Genomic DNA, 14,045 nt, shown 5'->3' with positions numbered 1-14,045 from the left:
CACTAACTTATTAAGTTAGTGACCCCTTTTTTGCGCAAAGAAAAACGGTGAAGCTTGTAAAAAGTTCACCGTTGAGATTTCAAATAAAAACAATAAGATAATAATTAAGTTGAAAAAACAATACTACAGAGTTTCATATCATGTAGTATTGCCTATGGACCAACTTCTAATTAACTTACCTATATTATAGCTTGTTTATTAAAACTTGTCCATATTTTGACTACTAAAAAGATAAGAAGTTATGCAACTTAACTATTCTTATTTGCCTAAGTTAACAATTGTTACAAATTATAAAGAGAAATCTAAAGCTTCATTAATTTGTAATGCTTCTCTTTGCGACCAGAACATAATTTGTTTTAATTTGTCAGCTGGGATTTGTAATTGCGCTACAAGATCAGCAATGAGCTTCATTTCGTTTGGATGAGCAATACCATCCATAAATGCTGCTGTAAAGAGCGTTGAAACTAAAAAGAATTTATGTTGTGGCGTAGTAAAGTGTTTGCTTACGAGATTATAAGCATCATCAGTAAGCACTACATCTGTTTGTAAGGCACGTTCTAAAATAGTGTTGTAAATAGTTTCGTTTCTAGTTACTACACCATCAGCTTTAAATAATTCAGCTACTAAAGCACGAGCAATAGCTCTTTGCGTTTGATCGAGAAAATAAATGTGTTCGTTCATAGTTTATTTGTGTTGTGTAATATGTAAGTTATAGCACTAAACTTGGAAAAATCCAGGTTAAACCTGGATTTTACTTAAAATACTTTAGGACGTTCGCTATCAGCAATACGATTATATTGTCCACGTAATACGCTATAGTTAGCATAATTAGAGTAGTGTTCAGAGTTAATTAAATCTCTAAAGGTTTGGAGCATAGCATATACGCGTTTATCGCCAATTTCATTCCAGCCTTGAATATTGATGTAAAAACCAAATGGGCGATTACCAATTAACTCATAGTAGTGGGATTGCGTAAAGTCAATAATATTAAACATTACGTCCGAACGTACGAAATTGAGTTGTCCTAAGAAATCTTGACGATTAGAGAATACTACTACCTTGTCAGTGCCAAAGAAGTTGTGTAAACGTTGATGGAAATTATTAGTATCGTCTTCAATATTAGCACCCAAGAATACTAATACGTAGCGAACACTAGTATCAATAAGTTGGGCAGAATCATTATTCATCGTATTATGCTGGGTTAATAATTCTTGCGCTACTGCTGGATCCATATTGTTACCTGTTCCTTGCCACATCTCAGAAGTAATTTGTCTTTGATATAGCGGTTGATATTTTGCTTCAATAAAGTCAATTAAGCTATTTTGGAAAGCTTGATTATTATTGCTTGCAAGGTTACGATCATACTGTTCGAGTACACTATATAAGCTTTCATTAATAATGCTATTGCTTTCGGCTTGCGTAAAGAAGTCTATCGACAGATGGAAATAGAGAAGAAGGTTTTTAGCATAAAAGCTGTATGGGAAAGGGTGCGACGTAAAGTTAATTAAAATGGTATTTTTTTCGTTATTATCGAACGCAGGAATTTGCGGATGAGCTAATGGTGGTAAGATTGTAAATTGAAAGTTACCTAACTCTTTTACCTCATCTAAAATAACACTTTTAATTCGTTCTTCGTCAGTTGGACTAAAGCTTTGCGCCTCAACGAGAAGTTGAATATTTACTTTATTTACTTTTTCTTCTCGTAAAGAGCTTTGTTCGCTTTCTCCATTATCTGTACGCACAATTTCTTGTGGTAAAGATACATCTTTACCTTCGCGTTGGTATTTAAGAAGTTGCACTATTTGCTTTAAAGAAGCACTATCTGTAACAAAGTCCCAGTTGTCAAATAGTAAGTAAAAACCAATACTTAAAGCGCTTGTTTCTTGTTCGTCCAAAAGTTGGTTACTATTGCTGACGTTTTGGAAAATATTAAAGACATACTTTGACTGATTTTGTGCGTAAGCTTTAAAATCATTTAAACTCTTAAAGTATAAGTGCTCTTTCCCATTCGTCTTATCTTTAAAGATGTCACGGTACTCATGATTATCAGTTGCACTAATAAAAACAAATTTGTAAGTTTTCTGTTCCACGTGCTCTTCTCGGATAAGTTTATATGCCTTTATACCTATACGCTCATAAATGGATCTTTTAGGCTTGGGCATTATAAATCTAGTTAATGTTGTGTCTAGCTAAGGTTAGTTAACTAAACTCGTTTAAAAATACTGTAGGATTATTATATCATCAATTAGCTCGTAAACTCGAGCAACTAATGCAAGACATACATAAATAGCAGGTGGTAAATGTAGCTAATTAAGAGTTACAAAAATAGCATAATAGCAAGGCGGCAAAATTATAGATTATCTGAAAATGGAATATAGGGCAGTAGCTTAAATTGCTTATTTATCCCTTGCTTTTACTTAAAATTATTAATTTATGGTATAATTTGGTAGTAAAAATTTTTGAGTTTGCGGTTTTCCTGAAAGGAAATTAATCTTTGCTTAGCTACTCGAACAAGCAAACTTATTACTCAAAAACGATAAAGGATTTCCATGTTTGATAATTTAACCAACCGGTTACAACAGGCATTTAAAAGTTTAACCGGTAAAAGCACTTTAAGTGAAGATAATATTGCTGATGCATTATCTGAAGTACGTAAAGCCTTACTTGAAGCAGATGTATCTTTACCAGTAGTTAGATCTTTCTTAGATGAAGTTAAAAACGAAGCTATTGGGACAAAAGTTAACCCTCGCCTAAATCCAGAACAAGCTTTTATTGAAATTATTCACAAAAGCTTAGTACGTGCAATGGGTGAGAAAAACGAAGAGTTAAACCTACGTACACAACCACCAGCAGTAGTTTTAATGGCTGGTTTACAAGGTGCGGGTAAAACTACTTCGGTTGCAAAATTAGCTAAACTACTTAAACAACAAAAGAAAAAAGTATTAGTAGTTTCGGCTGACGTTTATCGTCCGGCTGCGATCCAACAACTTGAAACTTTAGCGCAACAAGTTGGTGTTTATTTCTTCCCTTCACAAGTAGGTGAGAATCCGGTTGACATTGCTAATAACGCTTTAGCTTTTGCTAAACGTGGTTATTTTGATGTATTGATTGTCGATACTGCAGGTCGTCTACACGTTGATGAAACTATGATGGACGAAATTAAAGCGATTCACGAGGCAATTAAACCAATCGAAACTCTCTTTACCGTTGATGCTATGACCGGTCAAGATGCTGCTAATACAGCTAAGGCTTTTAATGAAGCTTTACCATTAACAGGGGTAATCTTAACCAAATTAGATGGTGACGTGCGTGGTGGTGCGGCATTATCAATTCGTCAAATCACTGGCAAACCAATTAAATTCTTAGGGGTTGGAGAAAAAACTGACGCTCTAGAAGCTTTCCACCCAGAACGTATTGCTGACCGTATTTTAGATATGGGGGACGTATTAACCTATATTGAAAAATTACAGCAACAAGTTACTGAAGAAGAATTAAAACGCGCGGAAAAAGTTGTTAAAAACAAAAAAGATTTTGATTTAGAAGACTTTTTAAGCCAATTATCTATGATGGATCGTGCTGGTGGTGTAGACTCATTACTATCATCTTTACCAGGTGCTAATGCGCTGAAAAATCAATTAGGTGATAAACTGGATAATGATGCTATTTCGAAAAAGACTAAAGTATCACGTGCGATTATTCAGTCAATGACTCCAGCTGAACGTAAAGATCCAAAAATCATTAAACACTCACGTAAATTACGTATTTCTAAAGGATGTGGTCAACCTGTATCTGAAATCAACCAGTTATTAACGCAATTTGAGCAAATGAAAAAACTGCAACAAATGCTTACTTCTGGTGGTTTAGGTAACATCATGAAAATGATGGGCGGTTTAGGTGGCGGTTTAGGCGGTCTAGCTAATATGTTTGGCAAAGGACGCAAGCCTTTCTAACAACATCTTTATATAGTTAAACCCGCACTATGTGTGGGTTTTCTTTTCTTGAGAATTTATTATGTCTATAGAAGATAACAAGCCACAAGCAGATAGCCTACAAGCTTTGATTGCAAAACTGCAAAATCCGCAAGCTGAACAAGTTACTCGCGATGAAAATGTGCAAGTGGCTGATAATACGAATGCTCAACCTAAAGCAAGTAAAAGTAAAAAGTTCAAGCAACCAAAACTGGACAAAAAATTATTAGAGTTAGTTGCAGCAAAAAAAGAACAAAAAGCTAAAGAAAAAGAGACGCGTGCCGCTTTAGGTGAGGTTGATCGTGACTTTACGAACTACTTTTTACCAGAAGCTTTACAAGCTAATCTCTTAGCTAATGATTTTGCTAAAGCAACTGATATTCAGGCAAAAGCTATTCCTTTAATTTCTGAAGGTAAAGACGTTTTAATTTCAGCCCAAACAGGTACTGGTAAAACTCTAGCTTACTTAATTCCAGCAATTGAACGTTTATTTTCTTTACCGCCATCAGCGCAACGTAAATGTCGTGTATTAATTATTGCACCTACGCGTGACTTAACGTTCCAAATTTATGAAATTGCTCAAAAACTTCTAGCACGTACGCATTATAAAGTGGCGGCTTTTGTAGGGAAATTAGTTGGTGAACAAAATAAATTTGATGATGACGAAGAAGCATTTAACACTTTCGAACACCATCAATTAGTAATTACTACTCCAGGACGTTTAGTTAAACAAGTATTAACTAATGGTGATATTGATCTTACCGGTGTTTCATTATTAATTCTTGATGAAGCTGATCGCTTACTCGAAATGGGCTCGGGAGCTGATATAGAGTTAATTCACCAACATACTCCTGCACGTGAAAATACAGTTTTAGTTAGTGCGACTTTAGGGCAAAAAGTAGTAGATTTATTTAGTGAAATTGCTCTAAATAATCCGGTTACAATCGAAGGTTCGCACTCACGAGCGGAAAAAAATACCCTCACTCAATACTACTATCACGCCGATAGTATTGAGCACAAAAAAGACTTATTAGTAAATCTTATTAAAGATTTAAATCTTAATAAAGTTATTGTTTTTGTGCGTAAGGTAGATACTGTTGCTCCTCTAGCGAAATATATCATGAACCAACGTTTTGGTTTACGTGCGACTTCTATTTCAGGGGAAATGGATAAAGACGAACGTGAAAGAGCTTTAGGATTATTTAAATCTGGTAAGGTGCAAATTTTAGTAACTACTGATCTTTTAGCGCGCGGGATTGATATCGAAGACGTTAAGGCCGTGATCAACTATGATTTACCTTATGATGGCGCGACTTTTGTACACCGTGTAGGACGTACGGGTCGTTTTGGTAAGCGTGGTTTAGCTATTAGCCTTGTGCAAGCACATGATTACCAATACTTAGGTAAAGCTATGCGCTTTATGAAAGAAGTAATCCCTGCTCGCGTTTTTCCTGGTTTAGAACCACAAACAAGTGTAAATCCGAATGCCTTACAAGGTAAAACTAAAGTTAAGCGCAAAGAAGATAAAGAAAAACTGAAAAAAGCTGAACAAAAGGCGAAAAAAGAAAAACTTAAAGCTAAAGAGAAACATCGCCAACGTAAGCAAAAAAATAAAGGCTTCCCGAAAAAATTCTTAGCTGCTGCTAAGCAAGATTAATATGATTTGCTGATAGGTAGCTTTTGTAGGGTACAGCTCACTTTCATTTTTATTAGCTAGGAATAAAACGGACTAGAAGATAATCTTATAGTCCGTTTTCTATTTGGGTTTAAAGTTCTAAAATTACTTATACTTAGTGTAAATTTTGCTAGTTTTTCTGGCATTTGTTAGATAGTTAAATCAAAAGTTTTCCATAAAGAGTTCAATTTGATAAATATTAACGATTAAATAGACGTAAATTAACGAATTATTTGCTTACTCTTTGCTATTTTAAGGGCTAGTTATAGTATAATAAGATAGGTTTCTGAAAGAGATTTTTAACTTTCATTTTTCTGCAAAATTGTCTCAATAACTCTTTAGAAGCTGACAGGATTCCTATTAAAATAAGCTCGAACTAAGGTTCGTGCTAAGGCTAAAGATTAACCATATATGCATGCATTAAAGAAAACATTACATTTTTTAGTGTTTCTAGCGCTTGGCGTATTTGCAGCGCTAGGGATGATGTATGTCTATAAAACACTAACCAACACTGTTAATGTTGAGCATGTAGTCTCTCAATCGTCAAGATACGAAGATCCATCTTTAGTTAATAATGCTAATGCCGTCCCAAATTTAGGCGTACAACCAACATCAGTATCTTATGGGGCAGCAATTGCCAAGGTATATGCTTCTGTGGTAAATGTGTATGCCCAAACTAAATCCGGAGCTGGTGTAGTAAATTCTTATGGATCTGGTGTAGTTATGACTGCCGACGGGTATGTTTTAACTAATAACCATGTAGTAGGGAATGCCAAAGATTTCGCCGTTACTTTAGTTGATGGTACAGTTTATCGCGCAGATTTAATTGGTAGGGATTATTTAACAGATCTTGCCGTATTAAAATTAAGTACAAGTGGAGAGTATACCAAAATCCGTGCTATTAAGAGCGACAATACGGCTCGCGTACGGGTTGGCGATGTAGTTATTGCTATTGGTAACCCTTTGAATTTAGGACAGTCTGCAACCATGGGTATTATTTCTGCCCTAGGTCGTGCAACTGTCGATAAAGCTGGTTATCAACAATTAATCCAAACCGACGTAGCATTAAATACGGGTAACTCTGGAGGTGCATTAATTAATGCCTCTGGAGATTTAATCGGTATTAATACGCTAATTGTAAATGAAGCCTATGGGCAGCAAGTGTCAGGTTTAGGGTTTGCAATACCTACAGCTGAAGCTGTAAACATTATGCAGCAGATTATTAAAAAAGGTTTTGCAGAACATCCATATTTTGGAGCGCAAACTTCATTAATGACCGATGCTAGTAATAAAAATTACTTAATAATTAGTTACATTGATCCAGAAGGTCCGGCTTATAAAGCAGGTTTACGTATTGGAGATCGTATTATTAGTATTGACGGTTTAGTTGTCTCACAAGTTAATGAATTTTTTAATAAAATTGGCAGCTATGATTTAGGTGCAAACATTAATCTGCAAGTTGAGCGTCAAGGCACATTATCCAATTACAAAGTTATCCTCGGATCTGTATCCGGCGGTACAACCATTAAATAATCAAAAGCGTTCGTACTTTAAGTATGAGCGCTTTTCGCAAATATAGATAATTATTATGATACAGTCATTTTGGCAAGAACGTAGATCCAATAAAAATTATTTAGAAACTGAAGACAAATACTACGTACGCTCAAATTATGAACGTGATAAAGCACGAGTGATTCACAGTAATAGTTTTCGTCGTTTACAAGCAAAAACCCAATTATTTAATGTTGTAGACTCTGATATTTCTCATACTCGTTTGACCCATAGTCTCGAAGTAGCTCAAGTTGGTACTGGGATTGTGCGTTTACTTAAAGCAAAGTATGATCCAGAATTTAGAGAATACTATGAAACCCAAACTCTACTTGGAGACTGTGCTTATCAACGTGCTGATAAAGAACAACGTAAATTTATTACCTCTTATTTACCTCCAGAAGCCTTAATTGAAACTATTTGTTTAACCCATGATATTGGGCATTCACCATTTGGACATTCTGGTGAATATGCTATGAATAGCTGTATGTTTCAATGTGGAGGTTTTGAATCTAATGCCCAAACGTTTCGTTTACTGACACATTTAGATAATTATTCACCGCTTTATGGCTTAGATTTAACCCGTCGTACACTCTTAGGGGTAGTTAAATATCCGCATGTTTTTACTGATAATAGCTCTACAGAAGAGAATGTGACCTTAGCTAAAAACTTAGCTTTACAGCCAATCAAAGGTATCTATTTAGACGATCAAGAGGCTTTTGACTGGTTACTCCAACCTTTAAGTGAAAGTGACCGTAAAAACTTTGTGAAAGTAAGTACAGTAGGGGATCGTCCAAAAACGCTATACCATAGTTTTGATTGTTCGATTATGGAGTTAGCTGATGATATCACCTATGTAGTACACGATGTTGAAGATGCCATTATCTTACGTTATATTACGCGAGATGATTGGGAAGAGTTTTACGAGCAATTTTCTCCACAAGTAAAACAAATACTGCAAAACTTAGTGACAAGTGGCTATCTTGATCCAGATTATGTAAGTCAGATGTTTGGTAGAGATGCTTATAAACGTCGCAAAGTGTTCTCGGCTTTAGTGCATCTATTTATTATTCACGTAGACGTAAGACCTCGTGGAGTATTTGCCGAGCCTTTACTTGATTTACAAGCCTTTTTACCAGAAGATCTGGTGGTCTTATGTAAATTCTTGAAAGAATTTTCGAATATTTCGATTTACAGTCAAGATATCCGTGGTGTAAATAATAAAGGTTGTAATATGATGTTAGCTGTATTTAATACTATTGCTAGTCGTCCTTATGTTTTAGGATCAGCGCATGCTAAAACTATCGAGAGTTTAACAACTCAACGAGCGAAATATCGTTACATTTGTGATTATATAGCTTGTATGACTAACGAACAATTACAAACCTTTTACAATAAATATATTTAAACCACAAAAGCGAGCTCTAGGGCTCGCTTTTAAAGTATGTATTTAAGCTTTAAGTTTTTGTAAATATTGATTTACCGTTTGCACAATAACCTTGGTCGTGTTGTCGATTTCTAAATTAACGAAATCACCCACTTGCTTACTACCGATAGTTGTACGTGCAAGAGTATCCGGAATAAGATTAACTGTAAAGCCTCTATCAGTGATCGAGCTAACAGTTAGACTCATACCATCAATTCCTACAAAGCCTTTATCGAAGATATAAGGAGTAAATTGTTCAGGTAAAGCAAACTCTAGTTGGTAAATATTGTCTTGGTTTTTTAAGGCAATAATTTCAAGTTTTTGATCAATATGTCCAGACATAATATGACCACCAACTTCAGTACCATATTTAAAACTACGTTCAATATTTACTTCTTGTCCGACCTGTAAACTACCTAAATTAGTTAGATTTAAGGTGGTACTAATTAAGTCAAAACTTAAAAGCGCATAATCTTGCTGATTAATTTGTGTAATTTCTTGAGCCAGAGTAGGTAATTCTTCTTGACTATATTCTTTACCTTGATAAATAAAGCTATAAGAAATTACTGAAAGACAGCAACCATTATTAGCTACAGAGTCGCCAATTTGGATTCCTAAAGCAAAAGCTAAAGGTAATTTGACCGTATGACGACGAGCGTTTAGTTTTTCTTCAATTGCCGTAATAACGCCTTTTTGTTGTACAATTCCCGTAAACATAAAAGAGTCCTTAATCCTTTAGATTTTACTAATTTGCCATGCTTGGTGAATTTTACTGTCGGCAAAATCCGCAGGCATAGTTTTACGTGTAATATCTGTAATTTGTAAACCTAGTTGCTCTAAAGCAGCTGTATCAAGTTTAAAGCCTCGTTTATTATTACAGAAGATTAAAGTACCGCCTGGAGCTAAGAGTTGATTAATTTTACTAATTAAACTTACATGATCGCGTTGTACGTCAAAAGTACCTTCCATACGCTTAGAGTTTGAGAAGGTTGGTGGATCACAGAAAATTAAATCATAAGCTCGGGCTTCTTCTTGCGCAGCATGCTCTAACCAAGCTAAAACGTCAGATTGGACAATTTTATCTTTAGTGGATTTGGCTTTGTTTAAACTAAAGTTTTCGGCAGACCATTTGCAATAACTATTGCTCATGTCAATCGATTTAGTGGTTGCTGCTTGGGCTTTAATCACATGTACACTTGCGGTTGAAGTATAGGCGAACAGGTTTAAGAAGCGAGTACGATGCTGGACAACTAACGAACGTAAATAGTAACGTAAGTCACGGTTATCTAAGAAAATACCTGTATCAATATAATCAGTTAAGTTTACTTTAAAAGTACAACCGTATTCATCGATAAGGATTTCAAGGGCTTGGTCGTTAATTTTAGTGTATTGCGCATCACCTTTTTGGCGTTGACGTAGTTTATCAATTACTTGCGGAGTATAAGCTCCTTTAGCTTGTTCGATAGCATATTTTTGTACCATGGCTAAAGCTTGTAATCCACGACGTACTGATTTATGCAGCGGGATTTCTTTAGTCGCTGCATACTCTTGTACAACATAGTATTTTTGTTGTGTTTTGCTATCGGTATAAACGTCAACGGCTACATTAAATTCAGGAATATCAGCGTCATAGAGGCGATAGTTCTCTACTTTTGCGCGTTTTAAGTAGCTATTTAAACGTTTAGCATTTTTTACTAAACGATTATAAAGTGACATTGCTTGTTCATCTTGTAAGTAAGCTTGATAATCAATGTTGCCTTGGCTAGTTACGTCTTGGCTTGTTTGCTCGCTTGAGGTATTACTTACTTGCTCGGCAAGACTTGCTGTATCTTTGGCTTGGTTATTAGCGTATTTACTCGCTTTAATTGCTTTATCTTGAGCATTGCGAATAGAGTATACACGGTACTGACAATCTAAATTAGAGTTTTTGATATTCCATTTACGGTTAGCTGCTAAAGATAAGCAATCTAAGAGTTTGGTTGATGAGGAAATAACCCCCATAATCCAACCAGGGAATAAGCGTTTAGCAACATTGCCTAGATTGTAATATGTATGATATAACTCACGTTCGTTTGCTAAACGTACACCATACGGAGGGTTAACAATTACTAAGCCAGTAGGAGCTTGTTCTTGACGTTGGAGTTGAGTAATATCTTGTAACTTAAAGTCAATATAAGAAGTAACGCCAACGTAATCAGCATTTTGTTGGGCAACAATTAATACGGCTTTATCGTTGTCCGAAGCATATACTTTAAAGTCAGGGTGAATTTGTTCATCACTTAGACGTGAATTTTTAGCCTGACGTTGCACTTCGATCCATAAAGAGAGATCGTGTCCTTGCCAATAATCTAAATGGTGCTGTTCACAAAACAGACCTGGAGCAATATTTAAAGCGATTAATACTGCTTCAATGGCTAATACACCAGAACCACACATTGGATTATATACTGGACTTACTTTATCCCAACCAGTACGTAAAATTAGATTTGCCGCTAAAGTTTCACGCATTGGAGCAAAACCTTGACGTGAACGATAACGTTTGTGCATCGTGCCAGTTAAGTCTAAAGCGATTTGCAGTTGTTTATTGTGTAAACGACAGTCAATTACTACATCAGGATCTTCAGTACTAACATTTGGACGCTCGTGCTGTTGATTAACATAATAGTCAACTAAAGCATCTTTTACTCGTAGTGCCGAGAATTGCGAGTTCTTTAACGCAGCGTTGGTACCATTAAAGTTAACTTTAAAATCAAAGCCTGGATGCAGAATGCTACTCCATGGCATTGCATAGACGCTATTATAAAGATCGAGATCGTCTTCCACATAACTCGTATTTAAAACTAGTAAGGTACGAGCTGCTACGCGCGACCAAAGCATAAATTGATATGCTTGATATAATTCGAGCTTAGCACTTACACCACCTACTTTTACTTGAATAGCATATTGTTCGCTTAAGCCATGATATAAAGCTTGTACTTGTTCTGGGCTACCTATATCCCATGTGCTAGGAATTAGATCGATTGTAGGTTGAGCAAGTTTGCGTCCAGCTACGAGTAAATGAAGTAATTCTTGTTTCACCATTTCTTCGAAGCCAATTTGGCAACTAATGAAAAAATGGTAGGTTTTTTGGGACATATTTAATCCTTTTAGATGAAGTTAAAACCTAAGTCTTCAGACTTAGGTTTTAACAAATTAATCTACTGTTAATCTACTGAACTTTCGATAAATTGTAAGAATTTATCGTACATTAAATCAATTGCGTACAGTAGAACGTCAAGATTAGCGTCATTGTTAAAACCGTGAATTGATAAATAACGGCGGAACTGTTTAGCTCCAGGTAAACCGTTAAATGCTCCTAGCACAGGTTTAAATAAATGACTAATAGCCACGCCACGTTTTACTTCTTTTTCCCAGTAAGGACGTAAACGCTCTAGAGCGTCAAACATTGCTTGACCTGTCGCAATTTGTTGCGCACGTTTAAATCTTGCAGCATCTGAAATGTGTGACTTAGGTGCATGTTTACCTGGTTCACGTTTATGTTGTAACATTTCAAGCGCAAAAGCACGTTTTTCGGTTAAGCCTTGTTCTAAACGTTCAGCGGCTTTTTTATGAATTAAAGTTGTAAGTAAATCTAATTTTTCAAGTAGAGGATCGTAAGTAGAAAGTAAATTACGTCCCCCACTAATAGATTTAGCTACACGCATGGTAAATGAATCATGTGAATCTGCATGCAGATTTACACTATCAGGGAAGAAAGCATATTGATGATCTAACGTTAAAGTATCATCAAAAATCCCATGATAACGCGAAAAATCATTAGCGTAATCATCAAATAATAGAGCATCAACACCTAATAATACAGCTGGATTATTAAATGCTTCACGTCCCATCATTACGCCTTCAACATGTTTTAAATGTTCTGACGCTTCGTATAAAGTGTTAATACCACCGTTAATAGTAATATTAATATCAGGGAACTCATCTTTTAAGTCGTAAACACGCTGATAATTTAATGGTGGTATTTCACGGTTTTCTTTTGGAGAAAGACCGTTTAATAAAGCTTTACGTGCGTGGATAGTAAAATCACTAATACCAATTTCAACTAGCGGATCTAAGAAATCTGCTAGGAAATCAAAGTCGTCGTAATCATCTATGCCGATGCGAGTTTTAATTGATACGGGAATATCACAACTAGTTAATAGAGCATCTGCACATTGAGCTACTAAATCTGGTTCAGCCATTAAGCAAGCACCAAAACTCCCACTAGTTACACGCGGAGATGGGCAGCCTACATTAATGTTAATTCCATAGTATGGATATAATTCCGCTTTTTCGGCAAGCATTTTACCTACTTGGGCAAATTGCTTAGGATCTGAACCACCAAGTTGTAAAACGACATTGCCTTCATTTTCAGGATTAAAGAAGAGGTAGTCTGATTTACTATGTAAAATAGTAGAAGTAGCTACCATTTCAGTGTATAACACTGCATGTTTAGATAGTTGACGATGAAAAGCGCGGCAGTAGCGAGTTGTCCAATCTAACATTGGAGCTACTGAAAAGCGTTGATCGTAAAAATTTTGTGCTTTTGTCATATAGAGGAAAAAGTCTTCTATGTACGTTAGTACGGCAAAAGTCTCATTTATACCAATAATTGTATTGTCTAAATAATCTAAGATTATCTAGCCAAAGGGTATAAGAGAGTTTATTAAATGATTATGTAATCTATTTCAGAGTTTGCTTGTGTTTGAGAGTGTTGGTCGTTGTATTGTAATAAATAAATTAATACATTACCGATCGCTTTTTGTTTTAGTACAGTAAAGCGTTGATCAAGTTGCTGTACTAAATGTGCATATGCACCATCAAGTTGTAAGAAAATTAAAGCTTGATGATCTAAATAACCGTTTTGTGCTAAGTCTGCTAATACTTCTAACTCATGTTCTTGCATAAATGGGGGGTCAACAAAAACTAAATCGTAAGTAGTAGTGGCTTTTTGCTTTACCCATTGGTAACTATCGGTTAACTTAATATTTACTTGTGGTTCAAAACCATAACTATTAACTAGAGCTTGGCGGTTAATCTCACGATAATTTAAAATTAAACGATCGTATACGGCTTTAGCATATTCACACATTTGTAAACTTTGGCAACCTCGAGATAGGGCCTCAAATCCTAAAGCTCCTGATCCTGCAAATAAATCAAGTACTCTTCGTTGCGCAACATCAAATTGAATCCAATTAAAAAATGTTTCTTTTACGCGTGAGCCGATTGGACGTAAACCTTCAGCTGTAATAACTTCGAGTTTTTTGCCTTTTAAAGCTCCGGCATGAATATAAATATAACCTTTATTATTGGCGTGTTGGTGAAGAGTTGATTGCTTTTTTACCATAATTAAATATTTTTACTTATAATTAAATTTAAAATTTAATTA

Annotated in this window: 10 protein-coding genes; 4 read left to right on the top strand and 6 right to left on the bottom strand. The window is 35.4% G+C overall.

Annotation, left to right across the window (positions count from 1 at the left end):
* Positions 1–288 precede the first annotated feature (288 nt).
* Entirely contained in the window at positions 289–681 is a 393-nt protein-coding gene (locus CKF58_RS06585) for a hypothetical protein (RefSeq protein ID WP_119532184.1), read from the bottom strand.
* A gap of 74 nt (positions 682–755) precedes the next feature.
* The gene (locus tag CKF58_RS06580; RefSeq protein WP_119532182.1) at positions 756–2,090 is read right to left on the bottom strand and encodes a hypothetical protein; all 1,335 of its coding nucleotides are present in this window, start codon (positions 2,088–2,090) and stop codon (positions 756–758) included.
* A 459-nt stretch (positions 2,091–2,549) separates the two neighbouring features.
* Between CKF58_RS06580 and ffh the strand changes: the two genes are divergently transcribed.
* From ffh to CKF58_RS06560, 4 genes are all read left to right on the top strand, one after another.
* The gene (gene ffh, locus CKF58_RS06575) at positions 2,550–3,950 is read left to right on the top strand and encodes a signal recognition particle protein (RefSeq protein WP_119532180.1); all 1,401 of its coding nucleotides are present in this window, start codon (positions 2,550–2,552) and stop codon (positions 3,948–3,950) included.
* 61 nt (positions 3,951–4,011) lie between these two features.
* Complete coding sequence (locus CKF58_RS06570) at positions 4,012–5,625, top strand: DEAD/DEAH box helicase (protein WP_119532178.1); 1,614 nt, start codon at positions 4,012–4,014, stop codon at positions 5,623–5,625.
* Positions 5,626–6,087: 462 nt separating this feature from the next.
* Positions 6,088–7,176 carry a S1C family serine protease gene (locus CKF58_RS06565; RefSeq protein ID WP_222987751.1) on the top strand — a complete coding sequence of 363 codons (1,089 nt, stop codon included), beginning with the start codon at positions 6,088–6,090 and terminating at the stop codon, positions 7,174–7,176.
* 55 nt (positions 7,177–7,231) lie between these two features.
* A complete protein-coding gene (locus tag CKF58_RS06560) occupies positions 7,232–8,599 on the top strand; it encodes an anti-phage deoxyguanosine triphosphatase (RefSeq protein ID WP_119532174.1) in 1,368 nt (455 codons plus the stop codon).
* A gap of 42 nt (positions 8,600–8,641) precedes the next feature.
* Here CKF58_RS06560 and CKF58_RS06555 read toward each other — a convergent pair whose 3' ends face one another.
* From CKF58_RS06555 to rsmD, 4 genes are all read right to left on the bottom strand, one after another.
* Positions 8,642–9,334: a riboflavin synthase subunit alpha gene (locus CKF58_RS06555; RefSeq protein ID WP_119532172.1), complete on the bottom strand. Its 693-nt coding sequence runs from the start codon at positions 9,332–9,334 to the stop codon at positions 8,642–8,644.
* 18 nt (positions 9,335–9,352) lie between these two features.
* Positions 9,353–11,752: a bifunctional 23S rRNA (guanine(2069)-N(7))-methyltransferase RlmK/23S rRNA (guanine(2445)-N(2))-methyltransferase RlmL gene (rlmKL, locus tag CKF58_RS06550; protein WP_119532170.1), complete on the bottom strand. Its 2,400-nt coding sequence runs from the start codon at positions 11,750–11,752 to the stop codon at positions 9,353–9,355.
* 68 nt (positions 11,753–11,820) lie between these two features.
* Positions 11,821–13,209, bottom strand: coding sequence for a tRNA dihydrouridine(20/20a) synthase DusA (gene dusA / locus CKF58_RS06545; protein WP_119532168.1), 1,389 nt, complete (start codon positions 13,207–13,209; stop codon positions 11,821–11,823).
* A 113-nt stretch (positions 13,210–13,322) separates the two neighbouring features.
* Positions 13,323–14,003: a 16S rRNA (guanine(966)-N(2))-methyltransferase RsmD gene (rsmD, locus tag CKF58_RS06540; RefSeq protein ID WP_119532166.1), complete on the bottom strand. Its 681-nt coding sequence runs from the start codon at positions 14,001–14,003 to the stop codon at positions 13,323–13,325.
* Positions 14,004–14,045: the final 42 nt, after the last annotated feature.

The sequence above is a fragment of the Psittacicella hinzii genome, assembly GCF_003585935.1.
GTDB lineage: Bacteria > Pseudomonadota > Gammaproteobacteria > Enterobacterales > Psittacicellaceae > Psittacicella > Psittacicella hinzii.
The sequence above is the reverse complement of the archived record's forward strand: the minus strand, read 5'-3'. Positions and strand labels throughout refer to the sequence as shown.